The sequence below is a fragment of the Pacificispira sp. HM-600 genome, assembly GCF_977993705.1.
In genome coordinates, this window is sequence record NZ_OZ388079.1 from 3027720 (window position 1) to 3053745 (window position 26026).

25 protein-coding genes and 1 tRNA gene are annotated in these 26026 nt (G+C 68.6%); 18 read left to right on the forward strand and 8 right to left on the reverse strand.

Translation table 11 applies throughout. The features are described 5' to 3' along the window. Positions 1-71: 71 nt before the first annotated feature. Positions 72-575 carry a carboxymuconolactone decarboxylase family protein gene (locus tag ACXZ1E_RS14485; protein ID WP_458041156.1) on the forward strand — a complete coding sequence of 168 codons (504 nt, stop codon included), beginning with the start codon at positions 72-74 and terminating at the stop codon, positions 573-575. Next, entirely contained in the window at positions 572-1291 is a 720-nt protein-coding gene (locus ACXZ1E_RS14490) for a tyrosine-protein phosphatase (RefSeq protein ID WP_458041157.1), read from the forward strand. Before ACXZ1E_RS14485 ends, ACXZ1E_RS14490 begins: the two co-directional genes overlap by 4 nt. Before the next feature lie 138 nt (positions 1292-1429). On the opposite strand, the gene ACXZ1E_RS14495 is transcribed toward ACXZ1E_RS14490, so the two are convergent. Further along, positions 1430-2884, reverse strand: coding sequence for a DUF222 domain-containing protein (locus tag ACXZ1E_RS14495; RefSeq protein ID WP_458041158.1), 1455 nt, complete (start codon positions 2882-2884; stop codon positions 1430-1432). 188 nt (positions 2885-3072) lie between these two features. On the opposite strand from ACXZ1E_RS14495, the gene ACXZ1E_RS14500 reads away from it, so the two are divergent. Next, positions 3073-3546 (forward strand): SIP domain-containing protein, encoded by a 474-nt coding sequence (locus tag ACXZ1E_RS14500; protein ID WP_458041159.1) that lies wholly within the window; start codon positions 3073-3075, stop codon positions 3544-3546. Here ACXZ1E_RS14500 and ACXZ1E_RS14505 read toward each other — a convergent pair. The 4 genes from ACXZ1E_RS14505 to ACXZ1E_RS14520 all read right to left on the reverse strand — a co-directional run bounded on the left by ACXZ1E_RS14505 (position 3525) and on the right by ACXZ1E_RS14520 (position 7909). Next, a complete protein-coding gene (locus ACXZ1E_RS14505; protein ID WP_458041160.1) occupies positions 3525-3989 on the reverse strand; it encodes a Fe-S oxidoreductase in 465 nt (154 codons plus the stop codon). The genes ACXZ1E_RS14500 and ACXZ1E_RS14505 overlap by 22 nt on opposite strands. Then, positions 3986-4816: an arginase family protein gene (locus ACXZ1E_RS14510; RefSeq protein WP_458041161.1), complete on the reverse strand. Its 831-nt coding sequence runs from the start codon at positions 4814-4816 to the stop codon at positions 3986-3988. The genes ACXZ1E_RS14505 and ACXZ1E_RS14510 overlap by 4 nt, the downstream gene beginning before the upstream one ends. A gap of 97 nt (positions 4817-4913) precedes the next feature. Further along, the gene (locus tag ACXZ1E_RS14515; protein ID WP_458041162.1) at positions 4914-5666 is read right to left on the reverse strand and encodes a PspA/IM30 family protein; all 753 of its coding nucleotides are present in this window, start codon (positions 5664-5666) and stop codon (positions 4914-4916) included. A 98-nt stretch (positions 5667-5764) separates the two neighbouring features. Then, on the reverse strand, positions 5765-7909 hold the full coding sequence (locus ACXZ1E_RS14520; protein ID WP_458041163.1) for a TPM domain-containing protein: 2145 nt from the start codon (positions 7907-7909) through the stop codon (positions 5765-5767). Positions 7910-8132: 223 nt separating this feature from the next. Here ACXZ1E_RS14520 and ACXZ1E_RS14525 point away from each other — a divergent pair, with 223 nt between their 5' ends. The 7 genes from ACXZ1E_RS14525 to ACXZ1E_RS14555 all read left to right on the forward strand — a co-directional run bounded on the left by ACXZ1E_RS14525 (position 8133) and on the right by ACXZ1E_RS14555 (position 13090). Next, the gene (locus tag ACXZ1E_RS14525; RefSeq protein ID WP_458041164.1) at positions 8133-8975 is read left to right on the forward strand and encodes a DUF3097 domain-containing protein; all 843 of its coding nucleotides are present in this window, start codon (positions 8133-8135) and stop codon (positions 8973-8975) included. A 263-nt stretch (positions 8976-9238) separates the two neighbouring features. After that, positions 9239-9964 carry a tRNA (guanosine(46)-N7)-methyltransferase TrmB gene (gene trmB, locus ACXZ1E_RS14530; protein ID WP_458351979.1) on the forward strand — a complete coding sequence of 242 codons (726 nt, stop codon included), beginning with the start codon at positions 9239-9241 and terminating at the stop codon, positions 9962-9964. Positions 9965-10008: 44 nt separating this feature from the next. Further along, positions 10009-10917: a CPBP family intramembrane glutamic endopeptidase gene (locus tag ACXZ1E_RS14535; RefSeq protein WP_458041166.1), complete on the forward strand. Its 909-nt coding sequence runs from the start codon at positions 10009-10011 to the stop codon at positions 10915-10917. A gap of 62 nt (positions 10918-10979) precedes the next feature. Then, positions 10980-11510 carry an RNA polymerase sigma factor gene (locus ACXZ1E_RS14540; protein ID WP_458041167.1) on the forward strand — a complete coding sequence of 177 codons (531 nt, stop codon included), beginning with the start codon at positions 10980-10982 and terminating at the stop codon, positions 11508-11510. Between the two features lies 1 nt (position 11511). Beyond that, the gene (locus ACXZ1E_RS14545; RefSeq protein WP_458041168.1) at positions 11512-12105 is read left to right on the forward strand and encodes a hypothetical protein; all 594 of its coding nucleotides are present in this window, start codon (positions 11512-11514) and stop codon (positions 12103-12105) included. A 50-nt stretch (positions 12106-12155) separates the two neighbouring features. Continuing rightward, on the forward strand, positions 12156-12734 hold the full coding sequence (locus ACXZ1E_RS14550; protein ID WP_458041169.1) for a hypothetical protein: 579 nt from the start codon (positions 12156-12158) through the stop codon (positions 12732-12734). Positions 12735-12748: 14 nt separating this feature from the next. Continuing rightward, complete coding sequence (locus ACXZ1E_RS14555) at positions 12749-13090, forward strand: putative quinol monooxygenase (RefSeq protein ID WP_458041170.1); 342 nt, start codon at positions 12749-12751, stop codon at positions 13088-13090. Here the strand turns inward: ACXZ1E_RS14555 and ACXZ1E_RS14560 are convergent. The 3 genes from ACXZ1E_RS14560 to ACXZ1E_RS14570 form a co-directional block, all read right to left on the reverse strand. Continuing rightward, positions 13080-13811, reverse strand: a complete 732-nt coding sequence (locus ACXZ1E_RS14560) for an HNH endonuclease family protein (RefSeq protein WP_458041171.1) — start codon at positions 13809-13811, stop codon at positions 13080-13082. The two genes, ACXZ1E_RS14555 and ACXZ1E_RS14560, sit on opposite strands and share 11 nt — an antisense overlap. 31 nt (positions 13812-13842) lie before the next feature. Continuing rightward, a tRNA-Arg gene (locus tag ACXZ1E_RS14565) sits at positions 13843-13915 on the reverse strand. A gap of 64 nt (positions 13916-13979) precedes the next feature. Next, positions 13980-14795: an SGNH/GDSL hydrolase family protein gene (locus ACXZ1E_RS14570; protein ID WP_458041172.1), complete on the reverse strand. Its 816-nt coding sequence runs from the start codon at positions 14793-14795 to the stop codon at positions 13980-13982. A gap of 115 nt (positions 14796-14910) precedes the next feature. Here ACXZ1E_RS14570 and ACXZ1E_RS14575 point away from each other — a divergent pair, with 115 nt between their 5' ends. The 8 genes from ACXZ1E_RS14575 to rho all read left to right on the forward strand — a co-directional run bounded on the left by ACXZ1E_RS14575 (position 14911) and on the right by rho (position 26024). Next, positions 14911-15762, forward strand: a complete 852-nt coding sequence (locus ACXZ1E_RS14575) for a transglutaminase-like domain-containing protein (RefSeq protein ID WP_458041173.1) — start codon at positions 14911-14913, stop codon at positions 15760-15762. Positions 15763-15974: 212 nt separating this feature from the next. After that, complete coding sequence (argS, locus tag ACXZ1E_RS14580) at positions 15975-17642, forward strand: arginine--tRNA ligase (RefSeq protein ID WP_458041174.1); 1668 nt, start codon at positions 15975-15977, stop codon at positions 17640-17642. 2 nt (positions 17643-17644) lie between these two features. Beyond that, a complete protein-coding gene (locus tag ACXZ1E_RS14585; RefSeq protein WP_458041175.1) occupies positions 17645-18454 on the forward strand; it encodes an LmeA family phospholipid-binding protein in 810 nt (269 codons plus the stop codon). A gap of 46 nt (positions 18455-18500) precedes the next feature. Continuing rightward, a complete protein-coding gene (lysA, locus tag ACXZ1E_RS14590) occupies positions 18501-20021 on the forward strand; it encodes a diaminopimelate decarboxylase (RefSeq protein ID WP_458351980.1) in 1521 nt (506 codons plus the stop codon). Continuing rightward, the gene (locus ACXZ1E_RS14595) at positions 20018-21373 is read left to right on the forward strand and encodes a homoserine dehydrogenase (RefSeq protein WP_458041176.1); all 1356 of its coding nucleotides are present in this window, start codon (positions 20018-20020) and stop codon (positions 21371-21373) included. The genes lysA and ACXZ1E_RS14595 overlap by 4 nt, the downstream gene beginning before the upstream one ends. Before the next feature lies 1 nt (position 21374). Then, complete coding sequence (gene thrC / locus ACXZ1E_RS14600; RefSeq protein WP_458041177.1) at positions 21375-22460, forward strand: threonine synthase; 1086 nt, start codon at positions 21375-21377, stop codon at positions 22458-22460. A gap of 13 nt (positions 22461-22473) precedes the next feature. Continuing rightward, a complete protein-coding gene (gene thrB / locus ACXZ1E_RS14605) occupies positions 22474-23466 on the forward strand; it encodes a homoserine kinase (RefSeq protein WP_458041178.1) in 993 nt (330 codons plus the stop codon). A gap of 134 nt (positions 23467-23600) precedes the next feature. Continuing rightward, a complete protein-coding gene (gene rho / locus ACXZ1E_RS14610) occupies positions 23601-26024 on the forward strand; it encodes a transcription termination factor Rho (RefSeq protein WP_458041179.1) in 2424 nt (807 codons plus the stop codon). The last annotated feature ends 2 nt before the right edge of the window (positions 26025-26026 follow it).

A 26026-nucleotide genomic window follows, 5' to 3' on the forward strand; every position in this document is an offset into this window, starting at 1 on the left:
CCGTCGTTCGCGAGTCGCGGCGAATTCGAGTGACAGAGGCTCGCGGGGTGCCGCGCGGATAGAATGGGCGCATGACTCAGCCGCGGGTGCACCTCTCCCGCGCGGAGCCCACCGCCTTCCGCACACTCGATGCGTTCTCGAAGGCCGTCGGCGCCATTGCTCGTGAGAACGGCATCGAGGAGCGTCTGCGCGAGATCGTGCTGCTGCACATCTCGCAACTGAACGGATGCGCCTACTGTGCCCGCATCCACGTGTCGCGTTTGATCGAGGCCGGTGGGACGGCGGACCTTGTCGCTCAGTTGCCCACGTGGGAAGAGTCGGGGGTGTTCTCGGAGCGCGAGCGAGCGGCGCTCGAACTCGCGGAGGCCTTCACGTTCATTCACGAGGGCGGCATCTCGGACGAGGTCTACGACCGCGTCGGAGGCATCCTCTCGGAGAAGGAGTACACCGCCATCAGCTGGTTGAGCGTCTCCATCAACGCGTTCAACCGTGTCGCGATCGCGGGGCGGTACCCCGTGCCGCCGCTCGAGCCAGTGCTCGGGACGGATGCCGGCACGCCGGCGGGCCCGGCGTGAGCGATGAATCCCTCGTCCCCGGAGTACTGAACTTTCGGGACACCGGTGGTCTGCCCGCCGCAGGTGGAGTGACGCGGCACGGCGTCCTGTTCCGCTCCGGAAACCTCGCCGCCGTCGCCGATTCGGGGCGTACCGCTCTCGGCACCCTCGGGCTGCGCCGTGTGGTCGATCTGCGTGCAGACGACGAGGTCGAGCGCTCGCCGAGTATCGGCACCGAGTCGGTCCAAACCGTCCGTGTGCCCCTGTTTCACGGTTCGGTCGGGTCTTTCTTCGCGCAGGACATGGATCTGGATGCGATGTACGGGCAGATGATCGATGCCTCGGCCGCGCGCGTCGTCGAGGTCGTGCGCGCCATCGTCGAAGATCAGCCCGTGTTGGTGCACTGCACGGTCGGCAAAGACCGGACCGGCGTGACCGTCGCACTCACCCTGCTCGCGGCGGGCGTCGACCGCGACGCCGTCATCGCCGACTATGCGCGCACCGAGATGCTGCTTCCCGAGAAGCGCAATCGTGAGGTCGTCGAGCGTATTCGAGCGGTGCACCCCGAGGCCGTCAACATCGAGCAGCTCGCGACGCGTTCGCCGGCACCGGTCATGAGGCGACTTCTCGACCGGCTGGGTGAGCGGTACGGGTCGCCGGTCGGGTTTCTCGCGGCGCACGGACTCGCGGATGACGAGATCGTCGAGTTGCGCCGCGTGCTGGTCGCCTCGTCCTGACCGCCATTTCGCTCGTTGAGCGAGGAGGGCAGCGACGAGTCGAAACGGTGGTTGTCGGCGGTGTCGTTTCGTCTCGCTGTGCGCGCTCAACGAGCAGGGTTTGTTCGCGGGTGAGGGTCAGAACGGCGCGGGTGATGGTCAGAACGGGATGAGCTCGAGCGGGTCGAACTGGAGCTCGTCGAAGTCGATGTCGTCGGGGTCGAGTTCCTCGGGCACCCGCGTCGTCGAGGCGGGGATGGGGTCGTTGGGTATCTCGTGTTCGGGGTCGGGTGCGAATTCGATGGTGCTGACCGGTGTGTCGATGTAGATGCGGCCGGTGGGGCTGGTCCATTCGAGGATTCCGCCGGGGAGTTGTCGGACGGTCCAGGCGGTGTTGTGTTTGAGCGTGTGATGTCTCTCGCAGAGGCAGGCGAGGTTGCAGACGTCTGTTTGGCCGCCGTGGGCGTGGTCGATGGTGTGGTCGACATCGCAGCGTTTGGCGGGCATGCGGCATCCGGGGAATCGACAGTGTTGGTCTCGGACGGTGAGGTGTCTTCGTTGCTGCTCGCTCGGTCTATATCTGTCGACGGCGAGCACCTGGCCGGAGATCGGATGTGTGAGGATCCGGTCCCAGCCCGGTGCCTGCGCGGTGAGCATGCAGGCCGTTTCGGGATCGACGGGGGAGTGTCCGACGAGGAATGCGCTCTCGTAGGGGTCGGTGATGCGCTTCTCGATGAGCGACATGACCGGGACGGTGATCTGGACGGTGGCGCGGATCGCTCCGAGGTCGGTGTGGCCGGTGGGTGCGGCGGTGAGGAGCAGGTCGCCGAGGATGTCGGCTCGGATCTGGTCCGTCGTGCGGACATCAGGTGAGTCCGTGGGCCCGTCGTCCCCGCATCCGCCTGCGTCGGTAGTCGTGCCCGCGGACCCGTCGCCCGCGCCAGTTTCGACGCGGCGTGCATCAATGACGGTGCGTGCCATTTCGCTGAGGCGGTCGTGGACGCCGTGAGCGATGACGGCGGGGAGGATCGCGCGAAGCTCGGCCATGCCGTCGTCGAGGTCGGTGACCCAGACGGTGCGGTCTTCGGCGGCGCGGCGGTGGCGTTGCTCGAATGTGGTGTCGGCGTACCATTCCGCGCGGCGCTTCGCCAACGGCGTCAAACGCGTCGCGGACTCCGCCGCTGCGATCTGCAGCACGTCCTGTTCGAACTCGCCCCGCATCTCCGGCGTCTCGATGATGGCCCCGGCCGTGACGATCGCCCGCACATGCGCGACCGAGATCACCCCGGCATCCAGTGCTTCCAATGTCCCGGTGTAGTCGTGCACGAGGGTTGCGGCTTCACCCATTTGTCGTTGCACGGTGCGGTCGCTGACCCGCAACGCCGCACCGATCTCGGCCGCGATCGACCGGTACGGGAAACCGGCATCCGACCCGACCCGACCGGTGTCGGATTCTTCGGTCCAGTCCGCCGCGATCGTCTGTGCCTCCGCCAGCGCGCGGGCTTCCTCAGCATCGAGCCGGGCTTTCGCGGCACGGATCTCGATCAGTTTCGGCAACAACACGTCCATCCGCGCGTCAGCCCGAAGACGGGCATTCACTGCGGATTCGGTCATGACTACATCATCCGACCAACCACCGACACTCGACCCCCGAAACAACCCCGATCAGGCCTTCGCACATGAGAAGAACATGAGAAAAATTGCCCGTACCTGCCGTGTTCGAACCGGGGTCGAAAGCCCGCAGGTTATTCACGGCCACAAAGGTTAGGCATGCCTTCCTCGCGGGTATAGTGGAAGGCATCATGTCGATCGATTCCCTCCCCACTGCTGTGCCGCGCACCACGACGCGTCGTGCGTCGCGCGCGAGCCGCGCGCAGCACCTGGTGACCGCCGACGAGACCTCGCTCACCGAGCTCGAGGCGCTGCTCGTGACGCTGCCGCTCTGCTCGACAGGCCGCATCTTCGTCGAGGTGCCGGATGCGTCGTACATCACCGACCTCGAGGTGCCCCAGCGCATGACGCTCACGTGGCTCGACCGGTCGCGTCGCTCGGGTGAGCCGGGAACCAGCCGCGCCTGTGCACCCGGCGCCGCTCTGACCCGCGCCGTCACCGCCTGGGCAGACGAGATGATCTGCGACGAGAGCGATGACACTCGCGTGGCGTTGCTGGGCGGATTCCTCGGCACCGCCGACATCCTCGAGCACCTGACCGACCGCCGCGGCGTCTCGCCCGAGGCCATCACGACGCCGCAGCGTTACGGCTTGCTCGCCCGCTGACGCGGAACGTACCGCCCGTCCTCCAGGCCCGCCTCGATCTCGAAGCGGTTGCGGAGCGGGTCTCGCCCGGCGATCGCGTACATCAGCGGCATCAGCATCCCGTATCGCTGCCACTGCCGACGGTGGATTGCCTCATGGCGGAGAACGGATGCCGGCACGGTGTCGTCACCGGTCAGAAAGCACGCTCCTGTGCACACGCCCCCGCGCGCGAACGCCCACGCGGGGAGCCCGCGGAACACCCACAGGCCGTTCTTGCGTTCGATGCGCCCGGTGCTGAGCAGCCCGCCCCATACCCAGGCGACGCCCGTGGCGTAGAGGTAGCCGGCGCGGCTGACGGGGGAGTCGAGCAGGAACGCGGGGATGAATCGGTCCAGTTGTTGTCCGCGGCGCACCGCTCGATCGGCGCGTTCACGCCATCCGTCGGGGGGAGTCGCCGGGCTCATACAAGCGCACCGACGACGCGCAGGATCGTGCCCAGATCGTTGACGGCATCGTCCGGCGACGACGGCGAGAACTCGGTGATCGCCGCGCCCACGAGCGGGAAGCGCGCCCGCAGCGCTTTGATCGTCGCGATCAGGTCGGCGGGCTGAGCTCCGAAGGGTACGGGGAACGCGAGCCCTGCGAGTGCGGCCGGATCGAGCACGTCGACGTCGATGTGCAGGAACACCCGGCTCGCCCCGGTCTCGGCCACCGCGGCCACGACGGACGCGGGGTCGGCGAGACTCTCGACCGGAAGCATCCGCATGCCCGTCTCGGCGATGTACTCCTCTTCGGGCGCCGCGAGATCGCGTGTCCCGACGAGAACGACACGATCGGGCGTGATCACGCCGACGGGCAGCGTCATCCCATCGACACCTTCGCCGAGGATGGCGCGCAGCACCATGCCGTGAAAGGCCCCGGACACGACCGTCTCGGGAGTGTGCAGATCGGCGTGCGCGTCGAGCCACACGACCGCCACATCGCCTGCGGTCCCGTTCTCTCTGACGGCACCTGCGACGGCTCCCACCGACACTCCGCAATCGCCCCCGATGACAATCGCGGGGCCGTCACCGCCCGCGACGGCATCCTGCACCAACTCACGCACACGACGCAGAGTCGACAGGCGTCGCACATTCGTCTCGAGGCTCTCACCGGCCTCGGCGGGTACCTCGACGAGCGTGCACGCCGACCGCGGCAGATCACCCGCGATCGCGGTCGCCCCGTCGACGAGCTGCATCGCGCGACTGGACGACGAACCTTGCCACTGCGGGACGATCACGAAGCGCGCCATCTGCCCATCTTTCCGCACGTGCCGCGCCGCGGCATCCGCGTCCTTCTCGGAATCACGGATGCCGCGGCGCGGCCCTGCTCGACGACCGTGGTGTGAATCAGAGGTCGGGACTCGGCGCGTCGATCGCGGCGCGCTGCGGGCCACCGGACTTAAGCTCGGCCAGGCGTGCCTCGACCTCGGTCAGCTGGCCCAGGTCTTCGAGGCTCTCGAACTGCGCATCGATGCTCGACGCGGCAAGCTCCGCCTTGCCGGCGGCGAGGGCTTCCTGGCGACGGATCTTGTCCTCGAAACGTCCGAGCTCGCTCGTCGGGTCCATGACGTCGATCGACTTGACCGCGTCGTGCACGCGGTTCTGAGCTTCGGCGGTCTTCGCCCGCGCGAGCAGTTCGCTGCGCTTCGCGCGCAACTGCTCGAGCTTCTGCTTCATGCCGTTCAGGCCATCCTTGAGCTTGTCGACGACCTCGGTCTGCGACGCGATCTGCGGTTCGGCGGCACGCGCCTCGCTCTCGGCGGCGATCTGGCGCTGCAGCGCGATCTTGGCGAGGTTGTCGAACTTATCGGCGTCGGTCGGGTCGCCCGCCGCACGCAGCTGGTCGGCCTTGCGGCTCGCCGCGAGCGCCTTGCCGCCCCACTCCTTGGAAGCCTGGATGTCTTCCTGGTGGTCGCGCTCGAGCAGGCGCAGGCTGCCGATGGTCTCGGCGATCGCTGTCTCTGCGTCGGCGATGTTGTTGGTGAAGTCGCGGACGAGCTGGTCGAGCATCTTCTGCGGGTCTTCGGCCTGGTCGATCATGGCGTTGACGTTCGCCCGCACGAGGGTTGAGATGCGGCCGAAAATGGACTGCTTGGCCATTACGGTTTCCTTCCTTGTTGGCTGTTCACATGGTTGTGGTCTGTGGTCTGAATGACGGATGCATGGGGCTCGGCTCGGCTGTCACGCCGCACCCCGGGTCAGAACCGGCCTCCGCCGCGTCGTCCTCGGGTGCCGCCGCCACCGAAACTAGCCGGGCGGGCGCGGCCGCCCCCGAAGCTGCCGCCGCGTGAGCCGCCCCCGCGGGAACTGCCGCCGAAACCGCCCAGACCGCCGAGGCCCCCGAAGCCGCCCGACGATCGCGAGCCGCCGCCGCCGAGGAGAGAGTTGAGCACAACGCCGCCGAGCACGGCCCCGAGCATCCCGGATCCGCTGTTCGAGCCTGATCCGCCACCGAAGCCCGAACCGCCGAAACCACCGCCATCGAACGCACCGACGTCGCTTTGGGCGGCGCTGGTGGCCTCGGCCGCGAGCTGGGCCGCTCGACCGGCTTGCCCGAGCGCAGCGGCCGCATCGGTGGCTTGGAGCTGCTGCGCCCCGGCGAGCGAAGCACGCGCCTCGGCCAGTCGCGTGCGGGCCGGTGCCCCCACCGCGCCGCGGCGTGAGGTGATGTAGTCGTCGGCGGCCGAGATCTGCGCCTGGGCCTGCAACATCGCCTGCGCGAGTTGTTGGCGGGCGCGCTCGTCGCGGGCCTGCGCGTCGCGTACCCCCGCGATCACGGCATCGATCTGGTCATTCGCAGAGCGCAGTGCCTCCAGCGCGGCGAGGGGCCTGCTCGGCGGGACGAGCAACTTCCGTGCTTCGTCGATACTGCGCCGGGTCGCGAGCGTTGTCGCAGCGATGCGGCCATCCGGGTCGGGGAGCGACGCGGCCGTCGCAAGGTCCGTCTCGAGTTCGCCGACGAGTGCGGACGCCTGGCGCTCACCCTCGGCGAGGTTCGTCGCGAGGTCGTCGATCGCTTTCTCGAGGAGCCGCGCCTGATCGACCGCGTCTTCGGCGGCACGAATGCCGACAGCAGCCTCGCCGCCGCGACCCGCGCCGACGTCGCGCTGGGCTTCGGCGAGTTGCTCGGCGGCGAACTCCAAGCGAGCGCGGGCCTGATCGGTGTTGTCCGCGACCGTCGCGAAGGCCTCCGGCGCGAATCGAGTCCCGAGGGTGACCAAAGCGGCATCGGCGGCTTCGATCGCAGCCGCGGCCTGTGCCCTCTCGTCCTCGACGCGCACCAGCGCCTCGGGAGCGTTCTGCTCGAGCTGGCGCAGTTCGTCGAAGGCCGCGGCCTTGGCATCGAGGTCGGCGTTCGCCGCCGCGCAGAGTTCGAGGATGCGCGAATAGGCCGCGCGGGCCGAGGCATCCGTGTCGGGCTTCTCGTCATCGAGGGACTGCTGAAGCGCGAACGCTTCGGTCATCGCCGCACGGGCACGAGCGAGGGCATCCTCGAACTCCGCCGTGGCTTCGTCGCCGAACTGTGCCCGGGCGAAACCGAGTTCTTGCGTGCTCGTCGTGATCGCGTCATCGGCGGCGACGAGGGCAGCGGATGCCTGTTGCTCGAGCTCTTCGGTCGACACGACGGGTGCCTCGACGCCGGCACCGGTGGGCCGCTTGCGCTTGCGCAGCAGCACCCAGCCGACCAGCACGAAACCGGCAACGACGACCGCGCCGACGGCGAGGAGGGGAAGGACGCCGGAGGAGCCGCCCGAGCCGCCCGATGTAGCGGGCCCGCCGCCATCCGTACTGCCGCCATCCGTTCCGCTGCCGCCATCCGTACTGCCGCCATCCGTACTGCCGCCGGTCGTGATGCCGATGGCGTCGCCGAGTCCCGCGGCCGTCGCGTCGATGGCGCCGAGCCAGTCGTTGTCGCGGAGCGCGGGCTGTGTGTCGTTCTGCTCGATCGCAGCGAGCTGATCGTCCGTCACGGGGCCTGCGCTGTCGCCCGAGAGATACAACTGTCGGGATTCGGTGGCCACCGCGAGCAGATATTGCGTCGGGCCGAGACCGTTGTCGAGTGCGGTCTGGTTCGCCCAGTCCGCAGATGACGACGGATCGGTGAACTCGTCGACGAAAATCACCCAGAGGTCAAGGCCGGACTGATCGCGGAACTCGGTGAGGTTGGCTTCCGCGGACGAGATCTCGTCCGTCGTCAGGATGCCCACGTCGTCGAGCACGTAGCCGGTGCCGAGGGTGACCGGCGGGGTTGCGCTCACTGCTGCGGCAGGGCCCAGCACGAGCGCCGTGACAACCAGGCCGAGGGCAGCCGCACGCGCGTTCAGAGACCAGCGCGCGCGCATCGCGACCCCCTTCGAGGGCCGAGGAACAGCCCACCCGACGAGTCTATGCGTCGTCCGGCATGCCCGATAGCGGGCGCCCAGCGCGCGCAAGGCGATCGAGCACCCTTGCGGCGAGCCCACGCGATCGGGCTTCGGAGGCGAGGTAGCGTTTCGCGGCGGGTGAAGGATGCTTCGGGCGTCGGTTGACCCGCCCGCTCGACCCGCGAGACCCCCGGAAGGCGACATGGACGACAGGTACGGAACGGACGTGCTCGCCGCGGGATGGCGCGACAAAAACGCAAAACGCGTGCCTCGCGTCGCGGCAGAACACGACATGGTGGTCGAGGTCGCCACGGACGGATGGTGCGGGGCCGTGACCAGTGTGAAGTCCGGCCACGTCGAGCTCGAAGACCGGCATGGGCGTCGTCGCCTGTTCCCTCTGGGCCCCGGATTCATGGTGGATGGTCAGCTTGTCGAGCTCGGACCGCCGGCGCCCTCCGCGCCCTCCACCCGGCCGGCGACCGCCCGCACGGCTTCGGGTTCTTTCGCGGTTGCCGATGCGCGAGCGCGCGTCGCGCTGCCGAGCCGGATCCTCGTCGAGGGCCGGCACGACGCCGAACTGGTGGAGAAGGTGTGGGGCGATGACCTCCGCATCGAGGGTGTCGTCGTCGAGTACCTCGAAGGTGTGGACTTGCTCGACGCGATGCTCGCCGCCGAGCCGCCCTCGGCGAAGCGCCGCTACGGCGTGCTCGTCGACCATCTCGTGCCGGGCTCGAAAGAGGCGCGAATCGCTGACGCCGTGGCGCGCGGCCCGCACGGTGCGCACACGCTGATCGTGGGACATCCGTTCATCGACGTGTGGCAGTGCGTGACGCCGCAGGCCCTGGGCATCCGGGCGTGGCCCGAGGTTCCGCGCGGGACCGACTGGAAGACGGGCGTCTGCCGCGGCCTGGGATGGCCGTCCGAGACCCCCGCCGATCTCGCCCGCGCGTGGCGGCGAGTGCTGGGTGCGGTGTCGTCGTATCGCGACCTCGAGCCGGCGCTCCTCGGCCGGGTCGAAGAGTTGATCGACTTCGTCACGTCCTGAGGCCCGCGTCGGCATGATCGCCCGTCTTGATACTCCGCGCGCTGAGCCTGTCGAAGCGCACCCCGCGCAGGACCGTTCACTCGTCACAAATGGCGGGGGCATGGAGTCAACACCCGCCATTCGCGACGACTGACTTTCCGGTGCACATGTTCACTCGCCGCAGATGGTGGGCCGGAGGGCCGTGCTCCCGCCGTTCGCGACGAGTGAGGCGCGGACGCGGCCCGCGGCGGGGACGGATGCCGGCGCTCGGTAGCCTGGAGAGTGTGACCGAACCCGACGAACCCACCTTCCGCGACAAGCCGGTCTCGTTCGTCCGGCGGGGCGGCCGGATGTCGGACGGTCAGGAGCGTGCCTGGGTCGACCTTGCCCCCGCCTACCTGATCGACGTCGAGCGCGGCAACGCCGAGACATCCGTCCATCGCGATGCTCGCCTGCAGCCCGCCGAGGTGTACGGTCGCGAAGCTCCGCTGATCGTCGAGGTCGGGTCGGGGCAGGGACATGCGATCATCGCCGCCGCCCTCGCGCGTCCCGAGAACGACTTTCTCGCGGTGGAGGTCTTCCGCGCGGGGCTTGCCCGCACGATGCTCGACGCCGAGCGCGAGGGGGCGCGCAATATCCGCGTGATCGAGGCGAACGCGCCCGAGGTGCTGACGACGCTCGTGCCCGAGGCATCCGTCGCCGAACTGTGGGTCTTCTTCCCCGACCCGTGGCACAAGAACAAGCACACCAAGCGTCGGCTCGTGACAGAAGAATTCGCGGACGCCGCCGCCCGCGCCCTCGCACCCGGAAGCCTGCTGCGGTTGGCGACCGACTGGGAGGACTACGCGCGAGGGATGCGCGTCGCGCTGGATGCCTCACCGCACTTCGAGCGCGCGTTCGACGGCGACTGGGCCGAGAGGTTCGACGGACGCGTGATGACGGCGTTCGAGCGCAAAGGAATCCGGGCGGGTCGAGCCATCCGGGATCTCGCGTACCGTCGCGTCGGCTGATCTCGCGGGGGCGCCAGTGGCCGCTGTCTGCGAGACTGAAGGGGATGCCTGCGCTCACCGATAAGAACGCTCCCGTCCGTCCGACCGTCTGGATCGGGCTGCTTCCGGCGCTCGTGGTGTGCCTCGCGGCTCCCGCCTTCTTCGTGCTGCGGATCACCTGGCTCGGCTGGGGGCTGCTGGCGCTCGGGATGCTGCTGGCCTGGTTGCTGCGCAGGCAGCTGGATGGTCGGGGTTCCGCTGAGGCATCCGGTCCTCTCTCGGACCCGCACGGCGCCGGAGATGTCGCCCGCCCGCCGAGTCTCGTGCGCGACCTGTCGCTGATCGCGATCGGGATGCTGATCGTCAGCGTGATCCCCCTGAAGGCCGAGCTCGACAACTGGGCCATGGTGCGGTTCACCCTCGCGCTCGGCGGCGCGGTCGTCGTGCCCTATGTGATCTCGCGGTTCGTCTACCGGGACTACGCGATCCGGTTCCCGTGGCGCGGGGGCGGAAAATGGACGACGTTCCAGTGGACGTGGCTGGTGGTCGTCCTGATCCTCGGCTGGCTCATCCTGCCGTTCTACTTCATCACCTCGGGCGTCTACACGAACTGGCCCGTCGTGAACACACCCGAGCTGATCGCGCGGCTGTTCGCCGGGGTCGGGGCGGTCGGCATCTGGGACGAGCTGTTCTTCATCTGCACGGTCTTCGTTCTGCTGCGTCGGCACTTCCCGATGTGGGTTGCGAACGGGCTACAGGCGATCGTGTTCGTGTCGTTCCTGTGGGAGCTCGGGTACCAGGCGTGGGGTCCGTTCCTGACGATCCCGTTCGCGCTGCTGCAGGGCTTCATCTTCCTGAAGACCCGGTCGCTGGCGTACGTCGTCACGGTGCACCTGTTGTTCGATGCGGTCGTCTTCTTGGTGCTTGTGCACGCGCACAACCCCGGGGCGCTCGACGGTCTGTTCCTCGTCTGACGATTTGGCGCGCGGATTCTCGGCACCGTGAACCTTTTCGTCCTGTCCGGACATAACCGGGTATGAGCGACGAAGACCGGGATGACTGGGCCGGTGTCTGCGCGGACGACGAGGCCGCGTTGGCCCGCCTGTTCGATCGGCACGGTGACCGGCTCTTCCGACATGCCTCACGGCTTCTGAGCGTGCGCGAGGACGCGAAGGATGCCGTGGTCATCGCGTTCTCGGAGCTGTGGCGCAAGCGTCGCTCGGTGCGCCTGGTCGATGGTTCGCCGCTGCCCTGGTTGCTGAATAGGGTCAGCAACGCGGCGCGGAACCTCGAACGGTCTGCCCGTCGATACCGGAACCTGCTGGCCCGGACGCCGAGAGCGGATGACGTGCCTGCTCCCGTTGTTGCCGACGAATCCGGCCTGCTGAGCGCGTTGCGCGAGTTGCCGACGCGCGAACGCGAGGTCGTCGTGTTGTCGATCCTCGAGGGGTACCCGGAGAAAGACACCGCTGCCGCGCTGGGCATCCCGGTCGGCACGGTGAAGTCGCGGTTGGCGCGGGCAAAAGCCCGGCTGCGCGACGACATCATCCCGACGTGGGAGAGCTGACATGGACGATCGAACAGTATTGGGCTCGGACGAGAAGTCCGAGATGCGCGGGTTGGTGCTGGCGGGAGCGGCGCGGGCCGACAGCATCCGTCGGAGCCGGGCGCGCCTCGCGGTGAGTGTGTCCGCCGTCGTCGTGGTGACGGGGATCGCGGTCGGTGCCGTCACGGCATCGATGTACGCCCGTTCGGGTGATGTCGTTGCCATACCTGCGCCCGCGCCCGCGGACTCTGCTACGTCGGGTGGCGGCGAACCCCCGTCGGGAATCGCAGCGTTTGCGCGCGCCGCAACGGACGCGGATGAGCTCCCTGAAGGCATGTCGGGGGACATGCGACAGAGTCTGCGCGCGGAGACGTCCCGCTACGTTGGCGAGTACGAAAAAGTCGCCTACTGGGTAGCCGAGGGCCAGGATCCCGCCTCGATCTGCATTGTCACCTGGGCCATCGAACGCGAGGACCGGCGAGGCGTCGCGTGCGGAGGAGGGGAGCTAACCTCGACCCAGCCCGGCTTCAGCGAGGCGCATCTGGGACCGGCGGGCACGGCGCCGGAGGGGTGGATCTCGCTCGACGAGAACCTCAGCGTGAACCCGAATCCGTGACGACCGTTCGGTAGCCTTCGAAGGCCACACGACTCGGAGGAAACCAACGAATGGCCTCGAGGTATGCCTTTGCGAGCAAGCGCTATGCCCTCGCCGTGGTCGGCGCACTCGCGGTGATCGCCGCAACTTTGGCATCCTGCGCCTCGTCGCCCGCTGTCGTGACAGGAACACCCTCGTCGAGCGCGACGTCGGCCACGGCACCAGAAGCCTCGCCGACGCCGACGCCGACGTGCGCCGTGCCCGAGCAGCCGGGTGTCGAATCGCCCGAAGGATGCGTCGTTTACGACGGCGAGGCGAACATGGAGCTCAATGAGCTCTACCGCGAGCGGATGGAGATGACCGACGCGGCCCGAGCTGTGGGCGAGGAGTATGTCGGGCCCCTGACATCCGCGCTGACCGCATGGCGTGATTCCGGCGCCGTGCTCACGGAAGACGGCGCTCGCGACGTGTTCGCCGAGGCCGGGTTCGACGTCGAGGTGGTGCAGGTGCGCGAGTCCCACGGAGAGGTGCTGTTCGGCGTCGGGATCGACGGGGGATGCGTGTTCGGGGCTGTCACGCCCGATGCGGTAGCGGTCGACGTTGGCGGGTACATCATGGACGGCGGGTGTCTGGCCGCCGTCGGGCATTAGGCGGGGTTGGTTTCATGGTGATCGTTCGCGTTTCCGAGGCCCTCGTTCGCCCGGGCATGGTCGACGACTTTCTCGCCGTCCTGATCGACCTGGTCGCAACATTTCCCGCGCGATACGCCGGGCTGCTCGATCACGAGGTGCTCGTCGATCGCGCCGACCGCACGCGGGTGCGGTACGTCAGTCGGTGGGCGGATGAGGCATCCCTCGTCGCGTATGCCGGCGAGGACTGGGCGACGACCCCGGTGACGTTCCCGGATGAGGACCGCTACCTGACCGGCCCGCTCGCGTTGACCCACTTCAACGCCGCGAAACTGAACGACCCGGGACTCGACGCCGAAGCAATCCTCAGCGACTGACCAGGGGCTCCGTCGCCGCGAGCGCGGGTTCGTCGGGGCACGAGGCGAGAACCCGCGCAATCGCGTCGTGCTCCGCGGACGTGACCCACAGTCCGTACGCCGCCTTGACCGACACCTGCCGGGCGACGTATGCGCAGCGGAAGGTACGGTTCGGAGGGAGCCACGTCGCGGCATCCCCATCGCCCTTCTGCGAATTCGCCTGACCGTCGACCGCGAGCAGATTCAGAGGATCGTTGGCGAACAGCACGCGCACGTCGGGGGAGAGCTGACTCGCACCCTTTTGCCACGCATCGCTGAGGGCGACGACGTGGTCGATCTGCACGAGCTCGGACGTTCCCTGCCCGCGCACGAAGCTGATTGTGTCGGCGGTATAGGGATCGGCGAGGGTTCCGGTGAGCACCCGGCATGTCCCCGAGCCGGTGATCGCCGTCAGGTCGCGAGCGAGGATGTCGTTGCGGGTGTCGCATCCGTTGCGATCGACGTCGAGCCAAGCGGAGCCGAACTCGTCTCGCGAGTAACCGGTCTTCGGCGCGCGGCCCTTCACCTCGAGGGTCTCGAGCACAGCGAGGGCCGACCCCGCCGCGCCCGTCGGGACCGTGATGGGCGACGCGGGTGCTGGGGAAGCATCCTGTTCGCTCGAAAAGACGGCGAAGATCACGCCCACGACGAGCACCAGGATCGCCGAAACTGACGCGGTGGCGACGCCGCGGCCGCGCCTCACTCGAACAATCCCGGACCGGGATCTCTCACTGTGCCCCCGACTGGAATCGAACCAGCGACCTTTGGTACCGGAAACCAACGCTCTATCCCCTGAGCTACGGAGGCGTACCGGTCGAGGTTATCACCCGAAACGCCGACGTCCCGTGCGCGCGTGCGGGACGAAGGTGCGTCAGCCCTCGGTCGGTGCCGGCGTCTCGGCGACGGCCTCGACGACAGCCATCCGTTCGGCCAGTGCCTGCGCCAACCGCTCCGCGAGATACGCGTGACCCGCGGTGGACGGATGGTTTCTGCCGACGCCCGTGTCGATGACGTCGAAGTAGTTCGACGCGACGATCCACGTGTCGTGGATGGGGGAGATGTACCACCAGCCGCGTTCGGCGGCCAGGCGCGAGAGCTCCGAGTCGATGAGCGCGGTGCCACTCTCGACCGGAAGCACCTGAGGCGCGGGACCCAGGACGACGATCGAGGCATCCGGATACAGCCCGGTGAGTGCGTCCCAAGCCGCGTTCACGGCCCCGGCGTAGTCGTTCTTGGCGGCGAGCAGTCGGTCGTTGATAGAGCCCTGCACGATGATCAGGTCGGGGTCGAGCTCGGGGTCGAGCGCCGCGATGCGCTCGCCGAAGGATGGCCCATCGATGCCCGGCTTCAGGTATCCGCTCCCGCGGACGCCGTCGACGATGGTCGTCCATCCCGTCAGGCGTCCGAGTTCATACGCGTACCCGAGAGTGGGGGCGCTCGCCGCGGAACCATACGTCCACGAATCACCGAAGACGAGCACCGTCGCATCGGGCGGAATGGTCAAGGCGGCCGGGGCCGAGGCATCCGTCCCGGCGTTCTGGAGTCCGGCGCCGCCCGCGACATCGGATGCGGGCGTCGGACGCTGCCACGGTTGCCAGGCGCCGATCACGGCGGCCGCGACGACCGCGGCCGCCATCGCCCAGACCACACCGACGCGCACGCGGGGACGGCGGGCGGCATCGGGCATGAATAGAGGGTAGGTCACAGAATTATGTGCGGATGCCACGGCAGTCATCTGCTCTTGGAGGAGCGTCGTTCTGGCGGCGTGCGGAGGCGTCACACGGGCATGCGAGGATGTCTCGGTGCAGCGCATCGTCACCGCAGAACTCGACCTCGATCTGGCCGGCCCCGCCGACCTGATCTTCTCGTTGACGACCGCTCGCCAGGTGCCCCTCGCGAGCGAGATCTTGACGTTCACGCGCGACGATCTGGTGTACACCCCGACCGAGATCATCGACCAGGACGGCACCCGTCTGCACCGCCTGACGGGCGAGCCCGGGCCCCTGCGCGTGCGGTACGAAGCGGTGGTCGAGGGTCAGACGGGGCCCGCCCGCACGAGCGAGCTCGACAGCATCATCTACCTGCGCCCCAGCCGCTACTGCCAGTCGGACGAGGTGTTCTCGCAGGCGCGCCACCAGTTCGCAGGGCTCGCCGGTGCTGAGCTGATCGCCGCCGTGACCCGCTTCGTCGAGCAGTCGGTGACCTACACACCGGGGCTGAGCCTCGGCACCGACAGTGCGGTCACGACGCTCATGACCGGCCAGGGCGTGTGCCGCGACTACGCGCACGTCGTCATCGCGCTGCTTCGGGCGATGGACGTGCCCGCCCGATACGCCGCGTGCTACGCCCCGGGGCTGGACCCGATGGACTTCCACGCGGTCGCCGAGGCCTACCTCGACGGCGCCTGGTATGTCATCGACGCGACGCGCCTGGCCGACCGGCGCTCCCTCGTACGCATCGCGACCGGGCGGGACGCGGCGGACTGCGCGTTCCTCAGCTTCCACGGCGCGCAGGTCGGGCTCGATCGGCTGCACGTCGACGCCTGGGTGGTGCCGGATGTCGCGGGCCCGGCGGACGCGGATGACCTGTCCGCGGACCCGTTCGCCGAGGCATCCGTCCCCGACGACTACCGGGAGCTCGTGCAGCTCGGCTGACAGCGAGGGTGCTTGTTCTCACGCGCGAGGGTGCCTGTTCTGCCCGCGAGAGTGCCCGTTCTGTCGCGCGCGGTGTCCCGGAGCACTCTCGGATCGGAAACGGGCACTCTCGCGCCCAGGAACGGGCACGCTCGCGCCGGGAACGGGCGCCCTCGCGTGTGCGGGGCGCGGGGCCGGAGCCCACGCGGGTGCCGAACTAGACTGGGCCAGCTATGAATCCCGAGGATCTTTCCGCCGCCCTGCTCGCCGTCGTCCGCCCGCTTGCCGAGGCGCGACGGCCCGGATCGACCGACGGCCTCACCGCGGCAGACCTGCCGGTGGAGCGTCCGAAGAACCGTGACCACGGCGACTGGGCCTCGAACGCCGCCCTCAAGCTCGCAAAGCTCGTTGGCGCGAATCCGCGCGAACTCGCGACGGAGATCGCCGAGGCCCTCGCACAGTCCGAGGGCATCGAGAGCGTGGATGTCGCAGGCCCGGGCTTCATCAACATCACCCTCGACGCCGCCACGGCCGGATCGCTCGCCCGCACCATCGTCGAGGCCGGTGCCGCTTACGGCACGAACGAGTCGCAGCGCGGCAACACGATCAACCTCGAGTTCGTCAGCGCCAACCCCACGGGTCCCATGCACATCGGGCACACCCGCTGGGCGGCGCTCGGCGATGCCATGGGCCGTGTGCTCGCGGCCAGCGGCGCGACGATCGTCCGCGAGTTCTATATCAACGACGCGGGCGTGCAGATGGACCGCTTCGGTCGGTCGGTTCTCGCCGCGGCGAAGGGTGAGCCCACCCCCGAGGACGGCTACCCCGGCTCGTACGTCGAGGACCTCGCGGGGCGCGTGCTCGCCGAAGAGCCCGGACTGCTCGACCTGCCAGCCGACGAACAGCTCGCCGTCGCGCGTGAGCGCGCCTACGCTCTCCAGCTCGGCGACCTGCAGAGTTCGCTCGTCAAGTTCAACGTCCACTTCGATGTGTTCTTCAGCGAGCGCACCCTCCACGCGAAGCCCGCGGATGGCGGACCGAGCCTCGTCGACGAGGCCGTGGAGCGGCTGCGTGCCCAGGGTCATGTCTTCGACGCCGACGGCGCCGTGTGGGTTCGGACGACCGATTTCGGCGACGACAAAGACCGGGTGATCCGCAAGTCCGACGGCGAGTACACCTACTTCGCCGCGGACGCCGCGTACTACCTCAACAAGGGAGACCGCGGCTACGCGCACAAGATCTACCTTCTCGGCGCCGACCACCACGGCTATGTCCACCGGCTGAAGGCCCTGGCGGGCGCGGCGGGGGATGACCCCAACAAGGACATCGAGGTGCTGATCGGGCAGCTCGTGTCGATCAACGGCGCGCGCCTGAGCAAGCGCGCCGGCAACATCATCGAGCTCGACGACCTGCGCGACTGGCTCGGAACGGATGCCTTGCGTTACTCGTTGGCGCGATACCCGGCCGACTCGCCGCTGACTCTCGACCCCGAGATCCTCCGGAAGCGCACGAACGACAACCCGGTCTTCTACGTTCAGTACGCCCACGCGCGCACACACAACGTCGCGCGGAACGCCCAGGACTCGGGCGTTGACCGGAGCGAGTTCGCCCCCGAGCTGCTCACACACGAGACCGAATCGGCGCTTCTCGGAGCCCTGCAAGAATTCCCGCGCATCGTGGGCTTTGCCGCCGAGGTGCGCGAACCGCATCGTGTCGCGCGGTGTCTCGAAGAACTCGCGAGCCTCTATCACCGCTGGTACGACAACTGCCGCGTCATCCCGCTGGGCGACGCCCCCGTCGAGCCCGTTCACCGCACCCGCCTCTGGCTGAACGATGCCACCGGTCAGGTTCTGCGCAACGGACTCGACCTGCTTGGCGTCTCGGCGCCCGAACGGATGTAGCGATGACCATGCCGCCGCAGGACGCGCCGACCCTCTATTGGGACGATGCGCCCCCTCCGCGGCGGAAGCGGCGCCTGTGGCCCTGGATCGTCTCGCTCGTCGTCGTGATCGTGCTGTTCGGCGGTGCTGCGTTCGCGGGCGAGTGGCTCGCGCGCGATCTCGTCGAGCGCGGTGTGCGCGGAGCCCTCGCGAGCGAACTCGGTGTCCCGGCCGACCAGGCCGAGGTTCAGGTGGAGGGGCTCGTCATCCCGCAGCTCATCGCGGGTCGGTTCGATGAGGTCCAGATCGAAGCTCAGGATGTCTCGCTGCAAGGTTTCACGGGCGATGTGAGTGTCACGGCGCGCGGCGTGCCGCTCACGGCCGACGGTCCGCTCGATTCGGCCGAGGCATCCGTGACTCTCGATCAGGAACAGCTGCGCACGCTGCTCGCGGGGGTCGAGGGGTTCCCGGAAGAATCCCTCGGGGTGTCGGGATCGGATGTCACGATCACGGTCGAGCTGAGTCTGTTCGGTGCGGCGATTCCGATCGGGGTGGGGCTCACGCCGTCCGCGGCGGGCGGGGCGCTCGTCCTCACTCCTGCATCATTCACGGTGGCCGACGCGACCGCCGATGCGCAGGGCCTACGCGATCAGTTCGGCGCGTTCGCCGATGCTGTTCTGCAGCCGTGGCAGGTGTGTATCGCGTCGTCCCTTCCCGCCGGGCTCACGCTGACAGATGTCGCCGTGGTTGATCAGCAGGTCGTCGCGCAGTTCGACATCGCCAGCGGCATCCTCGTGGATTCGACCCTGCGCGAGCCGGGCGTCTGCGGCTGAGTCGCGCCCGTGCCCTAGACTTTCAGCAACCGCCGGGGTGGTGTGTGTGAACCGCCGCCCGCGGATTTGCGTCGGCCCGCGCGTCGATGAACGTCCCGAATCCACCGATTGGTCTGCCGTGTCCGTCGCCTCGCCGCTCGCCCCCGGATGGCTCGTGCCGCCCGCCGATGCGAACGCTCTGGCCCCACATGTGTGGCCTGTTGCTGCGCATCGACGGGAAGACGGCCAGCTCGAACTCGGCGGCGTCGCCGTGCGCGACCTGGTCGCGCAGTACGGCACCCCGGTTCTCGTGCTCGACGAGGGTGAGGTGCGCGCTCGCGCTCGCCGCACGCGCGAGGCTTTCGAGGATGCCGCGGCTCGTCATGGCACCACCGCGCGGGTGTACTACGCGGGAAAGGCCTTCCTCTCGAGCGAGGTTGCGCGCTGGGTGATGGAAGAGGGGCTGCGCGTCGACGTCTGCACGCGCGGCGAACTCGAGGTCGCGCTCGCCGCCGGTGTGCCCGCGGCCCAACTCGGCTTTCACGGCAACAACAAGTCGGTCAGCGAGCTCGAGCGTGCGGTCGAGGTCGGCATCGGATCGATCGTGATCGACAGTGTCTGGGAGCTGGAGCGCCTCGCGGCGATCATCTCCCGCAAGGGCAGCGAAAGTGCCCCGCAGGACGTCCTGCTGCGCGTCAACACGGGCGTCCATGCCGAGACCCACCACTTCCTCGCTACCTCCCACGAGGACCAGAAGTTCGGCTTCGGCCTCGAACTCGCCCCCGAGCTCGTCGCCCGCGTGCGTGCGACCCCCGGCCTCAACCTCGTCGGCCTGCACTGCCACATCGGCTCGCAGATCTTCGGCACAGACGGCTTCCGCGCGTCGGCCGCACGGCTGCTCGGTGTGCTCGCTGACTTGCCCGGTGAACCGCTTCCGGTTCTGAATCTCGGTGGCGGCTTCGGTATCGCCTACACCTCGGCCGATGAGCCGACCCCGATCGGCGAGCTTGCCGACGGCATCGTCTCGGTCGTCGCGAGCGAGGCTCACAAGCTCGGCGTGCCGATCCCGGCCCTCGCATTCGAGCCGGGACGGAGCATCGTCGGCACCGCCGGCGTCACGCTGTACGAGATCGGGACGACGAAGGATGTCTCGGTCGAGACATCCGAATCCGGCGCCGACACCACCGGCCCCACACCACACGCCACGCGTCGCTACGTGAGTGTCGACGGCGGCATGAGCGACAACCCGCGCCCCGCGCTCTACGACGCGCAGTTCTCGGCTCGCATCGCCGACCGCACGAGCACCGCCGAACCCGCCCTCGTGCGCGTCGTCGGCAAGCACTGCGAATCGGGCGACATCGTTGTCGACGCCGAATACCTGCCCGCGGATGTCGCACCCGGCGACCTGCTGGCGGTGCCCGCGACCGGGGCGTACTGCTACGCCCTCTCGAGCAACTACAACCATGTTCCGAGGCCGCCGATCGTGGCCGTTCGGGACGGAGCGTCGCGCGTGATCGTGCGCGGCGAGACGATCGACGACCTGCTTGCGCGCGACGCGGGCGTTTCAGGTCTGAGAGGAAACGAATGACCGACTACCGCACCCTGCGCGTCGCACTGCTCGGCGCCGGAGCCGTGGGCTCACAGGTCGCAGGTCTCCTGCTGCGCCACGGCGACGAACTGGCCGACCGTGCCGGAGCTCGACTCGAACTGGCGGGGATCGCCGTGCGCGAGGTCGACGCGCAGCGCGACGTCGACCTGCCGCGTGAGCTGTTCACGACGGACGCCGATTCGCTGATCGTCGGCTCCGACATCGTCATCGAGCTGATGGGCGGCATCGAGCCCGCGCGCACGTCGATCCTGCACGCGATTTCGTCCGGTGCGGATGTCGTGACGGCCAACAAGGCGCTGCTCGCGACCCACGGCACCGAGATCTTCGACGCGGCCGACCAGGTCGGAGCATCCGTCTATTACGAGGCTGCCGCGGCCGGGGCGATCCCGATCATCCGTCCGCTCCGTGACTCCCTCGCGGGTGACCGCGTGCGACGCATCATGGGCATCGTGAACGGCACCACGAACTACATCCTCGACCGCATGGACACCGAGGGCGCCGACTTCGCCGAGGTGCTCGCCGACGCCCAGCGCCTGGGCTATGCCGAGGCCGATCCGACGGCGGATGTCGAGGGATACGACGCCGCGCAGAAGGCCGCGATCCTCGCGAGCCTCGCGTTCCACACGAGCGTTCCGCTCGACACGGTGCACCGCGAGGGCATCACCACGGTCGACGCGTCCCTGATCGAGTCGGCGCGGCACGCTGGCTATGTCGTCAAGCTCCTCGCCGTCTGCGAGCGCATCGAGGATGCCTCGGGCACCGGCACCGGCACCGGCACCGGCACGGGCGCCGGCACCGGCGACGCGATCTCGGTGCGCGTCTACCCGGCACTCGTGCCCCGCACGCATCCGCTCGCGAGCGTCCACGGCGCCAACAACGCGGTATTCGTCGAGGCGGAAGCCGCCGGAAGCCTCATGTTCTACGGCGCGGGCGCCGGGGGAGTGCAGACCGCCTCCGCCGTGCTCGGCGACGTCGTCTCGGCCGCACGCCACCACATCGCGGGTGGCGTCGGCGTGGGAGAGTCCACCCGCGCGAACTTGCCCATCCTGCCGATCGGCCGCGTCACGACGCGGTACCAGATCACGCTCGAGGTCAGCGACGAGACGGGCGTGCTCGCCACCGTCGCTGGCATCCTCAGCGAGGGACGGGTGTCCATCGCGACCGTCGAGCAGACGGTCGTGGCAGACCCGGATGGCGGCCCCGGCATCGCACGCATCGTGATCGGCACACACAAGGCACTCGAGCAGGACCTCAGCGACACCGTTACCCGACTCGCCGCGAGCGGCGTCGTCGAGCGGGTCGTCTCGGTTCTGCGGGTAGAAGGAGACTGACATGGCACACCTCTGGCGCGGAGTACTCCGCGAATACGCCGATCGGCTCGGCGTCACCGACGCCTCGACCGTCGTGACCCTCGGCGAGGGCGGTACGCCGCTTCTGCCCGCCCCGGCGCTGTCGCGGATGACGGGAACGGATGTCTGGGTCAAGTTCGAGGGCATGAACCCGACCGGGTCCTTCAAGGACCGCGGTATGACCGTCGCCCTGTCGCGCGCTGTGGAGCACGGCGCCAAGGCCGTCATCTGCGCCTCGACCGGAAACACCTCGGCCTCGGCCGCGGCCTACGCCGCGCACGCCGGCATCACCGCCGCCGTGCTCGTGCCCGAGGGCAAGATCGCCATGGGCAAGCTCAGCCAGGCCGTGGCGCACAACGGCAAGCTCATCCAGATCCGCGGCAACTTCGACGACTGCCTCGAGATCGCGCGCGAGCTGGCCGACAACTACCCCGTGCACCTCGTCAACTCGGTCAACCCCGACCGCATCGAGGGTCAGAAGACGGCCGCGTACGAGGTCGTCGAGCAGCTCGGCGACGCCCCCGACTTCCACCTCATCCCGGTCGGCAACGCCGGCAACTACACCGCCTACTCGCGCGGTTACCGCGAAGAGCTCGAGCGCGGTGTTTCGACCCGGCTGCCGCGCATGTTCGGCTTCCAGGCCGCGGGTAGCGCGCCGCTCGTTCGGGGCGAGATCGTCCGTCACCCCGAGACGATCGCCAGCGCGATCCGCATCGGCAACCCCGCTTCGTGGGAGCTGGCACTCGAGGCACGCGACGCGACCGACGGATGGTTCGGCGCGATCGACGACGACCGGATCCTCGCCGCCCAGAAGCTGCTCTCGGGCGAGGTCGGCATTTTCGTCGAGCCCGCCTCCGCGATCAGCGTCGCGGGTCTGCTCGACCGGGTCGAGGCCGGCATCATCCCGAAGGGCGCCCGCGTCGTGCTCACGGTCACGGGCCACGGACTGAAGGACCCGCAGTGGGCCCTTCGTCGCGAAGACGGCTCCCAGGTGGAGCCGATCGTGGTCGATGCCGCGACATCCGAAGTCGCGTCCGTCCTCGACCTCGTCGCCGAGCCCGTCGCGTGAGCGGGGCATCCGCGTGAACACAGCCCCTCGGGCTACCGACGCAGCCCCGTCGGCCGAAAAGCCAGGCCCGCGGCCCTTCGTGGTCCGTGTTCCCGCGACGAGCGCGAACCTCGGGCCTGGATTCGACACGCTCGGGCTGGCGCTGAGCGTCTACGACGAGATCGTGGTGACCGAACTGCCCGAACCGGGCCTCGAGGTGTTCGTCGAGGGTGAGGGCGCGGAGGACGTCGCGCGGGATGCATCGAACCTGGTGGTCCGCTCGATCCAGTACGCGTTCGACGCGTTCGGACAGGAGATGCCGGGCCTGCGGCTCGAAGCACACAACAGGATTCCGCACGGGCGCGGCATGGGTTCATCCGGCGCCGCCGTCGTGTCGGGGCTCGTCATCGCCCGCTCGCTGCTGGAAGGGCGGGTCGACGTTTCTGACGACGATCTGCTGCGTCTGGCCACCGAGCTGGAGGGGCACCCCGACAACGTCGCGCCCGCGCTCTTCGGCGGCCTGACGATCGCGTGGATCACGCCCGATGGCCCGCAGCACAAGAAGCTGCTCGTGCATCGCGGTGTCGCGCCTCTGGTGTTCGTGCCGGGTTTCACGATGTCGACGTCGCTTGCCCGCAGCCTGCAGCCGCTGAACGTGCCGCGCGAGGATGCGGTCTTCAACGTCTCGCGGTCGGCTCTGCTGATCGCCGCGCTGACTCAAAGCCCCGAGCTGCTGCTCGCCGCGACCGAGGATCGCCTGCACCAGGACTACCGAGCCGAAGCGATGCCCGAGACACTGCGGATCGTGCGGGCCCTGCGCCTCGCCGGGTTCGCGGCGGTCGTCTCGGGGGCGGGTCCGAGCATCCTCGTCCTCGCCGATGGCCCGGGGCGACGCCTCGAGGCGGCCGATGTCGTGGAGCAGGTCTCCGACACCGCGTGGGAGGCCCTCATGCTGGCCGTCGACTTCAAAGGTGCTACAGTGAGGGAACACACGGAGGGTGCCACACAGCCGTTTTCGGCCGCGTGAATCTGGCCTCCGATCGCAATCTGCGAAGCACTGCATGCCCCCCGAATCCTTCTCCATTCTTTCGGCGTGGACGGGTGTCCGCCGCGGCGACATCGCATGCAGTCGTGTTCATTCACACGTGCAAGGGAGTACTCGTGGAGTCAATCTCCGAGATCCAGACCGGCGCCACCCCCATTCAGGGTGAGCAGACCGGTGACAACGCGCCCGAGGGCGCACAGACCACTGAGGCGGCGCCTCAAGACGCAGCTCCTCAGGACGCAGCTCCTCATGGCGCGGCTCCTCAGGACGCAGCTCCTCAGGACGCGGCGCCCGCCGAGTCGGCACCCGAACAGGGTTCCGCCGAGGCTGACGCATCCGTCCCGGACGAGGCACCCGCTTCGAAGCCGGCCCGCGCCTCCAAGCGCCGCCGCCGCGTTCGTGAGCTCGCCGCGGACTTCGGTGTCGACGCCAAGCGCGTCATCGCCGTCGCTGCTGAGCTCGGCCACACGCTGAAGACCCCCCAGTCGGCGCTCGACGCGGACGTCGAGGCGCAGGTCACGGCCGCGCTCACGTCCGCTGCGCTGTCGGATGCTTCGGCATCCACTGCCGACGCGCCCACGGAGACCGCGGCCGCGCCGTCTGCGGAAGAGGCCCCGGGCGTGGCATCGTCCGCTGAGGGCGATTCCGCACCCCGGAAGGCGGACGCTGGCGAGGCATCCGATTCCTCAGCCGAGAGCGCGCAGAGCGCCTCCGGCGCGCAAAACGATGGCAACGCCCAGAACGATGGCAACGCCCAGAACGATGGCAACGCCCAGAACGATGGCAACGCCCAGAACGATGGCAACGCCCAGAACGATGGCAACGCCCAGAACGATGGCAACGCCCAGAACGATGGCAACGCCCAGAGCGATTCTGAAGGCGAGCAGACGGGCAGCCGTCGCAGCCGCAACCGCAACCGCAACCGCAGCCGCGGTGGCCGTGACGCACAGGATGGCCAGGATGGCTCGGCCGACCAGGGTGGCCCGCAGAATCAGGCCAACCAGAACCAGGCCAACCAGAACCAGGCCAACCAGAACCAGGCCAACCAGAACCAGGCCAACCAGAACCAGGCCAACCAGAACCAGGCCAACCAGAACCAGGCCAACCAGAACCAGGGTCGTCAGGCCAAGGGCGACCAGGGCGGTCAGAACAACGCCCAGGGCAACCAGAACGCCCAGGGCAACCAGAACCAGCGCGGTCAGAACCCGCAGCGTGGCCAGAACGCGCAAGCCGCTCAGAGCAGCGGCCCGGCGGACGACGACGACAACGGTCAGGGTGCACGCGGCCGCGGTCGCGGTCGCACCAAGCGTTCCCCCGGCACGCCGATGGACGAATTCGAAACCGAGATCAACGATGACGACGTTCTCATCCCGATCGCGGGCATCCTCGATGTGCTCGACAACTACGCGTTCGTGCGTACATCCGGCTACCTGCCCGGCCCGAGCGACGTCTACGTCTCGCTCGGCCAGGTCAAGAAGTACAACCTGCGCAAGGGCGACGCGGTCGTGGGTGCGATCAAGCAGCCCCGCGAGGGCGAGCACCAGGGGCGTCAGAAATACAACGCCCTGGTCAAGGTCGACGCGATCAACGGCCTGTCGGTCGACGACGCCGCGACCCGTGTCGAGTTCGGCAAGCTCACGCCGCTCTACCCGCAGGACCGCCTGCGCCTCGAGACGGCGCCCGAGAAGCTCACCCAGCGGATCATCGACCTCGTCGCACCCATCGGCAAGGGCCAGCGCGGCCTGATCGTCGCGCCGCCCAAGGCGGGCAAGACGATCGTTCTGCAGCAGATCGCCAACGCGATCGCGACGAACAACCCCGAGGTTCACCTCATGGTCGTGCTCGTCGACGAGCGTCCCGAAGAGGTCACCGACATGCAGCGGACGGTCAAGGGCGAGGTCATCGCCTCAACGTTCGACCGCCCGGCCGAGGATCACACGACAGTCGCCGAACTGGCTATCGAGCGCGCCAAGCGTCTCGTCGAGCTCGGCCACGACGTCGTCGTGCTGCTCGATTCGATCACGCGTCTCGGCCGCGCCTACAACATCTCGGCGCCGACCTCGGGTCGCGTGCTGAGCGGTGGTGTGGATGCCTCGGCTCTGTACCCGCCCAAGCGCTTCTTCGGCGCCGCGCGCAACATCGAGAACGGCGGATCGCTCACGATCCTCGCGACCGCGCTCGTCGAGACCGGGTCCAAGATGGACGAGGTCATCTTCGAAGAGTTCAAGGGAACGGGCAACAGCGAGCTGCGTCTGTCCCGTCAGCTCGCCGACAAGCGGATCTTCCCGGCCGTCGATGTGAACGCATCCTCCACGCGCCGCGAAGAGATGCTCCTCTCGTCCGACGAGGTCAAGATCACCTGGAAGCTGCGCCGTGCGCTCGCGGGTCTCGACCCGCAGCAGGCCCTCGAGGTCGTGCTCGGCAAGCTGAAGGAAACGAGCTCGAACGTGGAGTTCCTCATCCAGATGCAGAAGTCGATCCCGGCGCCCACACAGGGTGCGCACGGCAGCAGCCACGGGCACGACAACAACATCCGCTGATC

Coding starts and splice junctions, on each gene's coding strand:
- ACXZ1E_RS14495 (WP_458041158.1), bottom strand. CDS start 2,884: ATGACCGAATCCGCAGTGAATGCCCGTCTTCGGGCTGACGCGCGGATG.
- ACXZ1E_RS14595 (WP_458041176.1), top strand. CDS start 20,018: ATGACCGACTACCGCACCCTGCGCGTCGCACTGCTCGGCGCCGGAGCC.
- ACXZ1E_RS14520 (WP_458041163.1), bottom strand. CDS start 7,909: ATGCGCGCGCGCTGGTCTCTGAACGCGCGTGCGGCTGCCCTCGGCCTG.
- ACXZ1E_RS14515 (WP_458041162.1), bottom strand. CDS start 5,666: ATGGCCAAGCAGTCCATTTTCGGCCGCATCTCAACCCTCGTGCGGGCG.
- ACXZ1E_RS14510 (WP_458041161.1), bottom strand. CDS start 4,816: ATGGCGCGCTTCGTGATCGTCCCGCAGTGGCAAGGTTCGTCGTCCAGT.
- ACXZ1E_RS14585 (WP_458041175.1), top strand. CDS start 17,645: ATGACCATGCCGCCGCAGGACGCGCCGACCCTCTATTGGGACGATGCG.
- ACXZ1E_RS14545 (WP_458041168.1), top strand. CDS start 11,512: ATGGACGATCGAACAGTATTGGGCTCGGACGAGAAGTCCGAGATGCGC.
- ACXZ1E_RS14570 (WP_458041172.1), bottom strand. CDS start 14,795: ATGCCCGATGCCGCCCGCCGTCCCCGCGTGCGCGTCGGTGTGGTCTGG.
- ACXZ1E_RS14540 (WP_458041167.1), top strand. CDS start 10,980: ATGAGCGACGAAGACCGGGATGACTGGGCCGGTGTCTGCGCGGACGAC.
- ACXZ1E_RS14555 (WP_458041170.1), top strand. CDS start 12,749: ATGGTGATCGTTCGCGTTTCCGAGGCCCTCGTTCGCCCGGGCATGGTC.
- ACXZ1E_RS14485 (WP_458041156.1), top strand. CDS start 72: ATGACTCAGCCGCGGGTGCACCTCTCCCGCGCGGAGCCCACCGCCTTC.
- ACXZ1E_RS14535 (WP_458041166.1), top strand. CDS start 10,009: ATGCCTGCGCTCACCGATAAGAACGCTCCCGTCCGTCCGACCGTCTGG.
- argS (WP_458041174.1), top strand. CDS start 15,975: ATGAATCCCGAGGATCTTTCCGCCGCCCTGCTCGCCGTCGTCCGCCCG.
- ACXZ1E_RS14525 (WP_458041164.1), top strand. CDS start 8,133: ATGGACGACAGGTACGGAACGGACGTGCTCGCCGCGGGATGGCGCGAC.
- thrC (WP_458041177.1), top strand. CDS start 21,375: ATGGCACACCTCTGGCGCGGAGTACTCCGCGAATACGCCGATCGGCTC.
- ACXZ1E_RS14505 (WP_458041160.1), bottom strand. CDS start 3,989: ATGAGCCCGGCGACTCCCCCCGACGGATGGCGTGAACGCGCCGATCGA.
- ACXZ1E_RS14550 (WP_458041169.1), top strand. CDS start 12,156: ATGGCCTCGAGGTATGCCTTTGCGAGCAAGCGCTATGCCCTCGCCGTG.
- ACXZ1E_RS14500 (WP_458041159.1), top strand. CDS start 3,073: ATGTCGATCGATTCCCTCCCCACTGCTGTGCCGCGCACCACGACGCGT.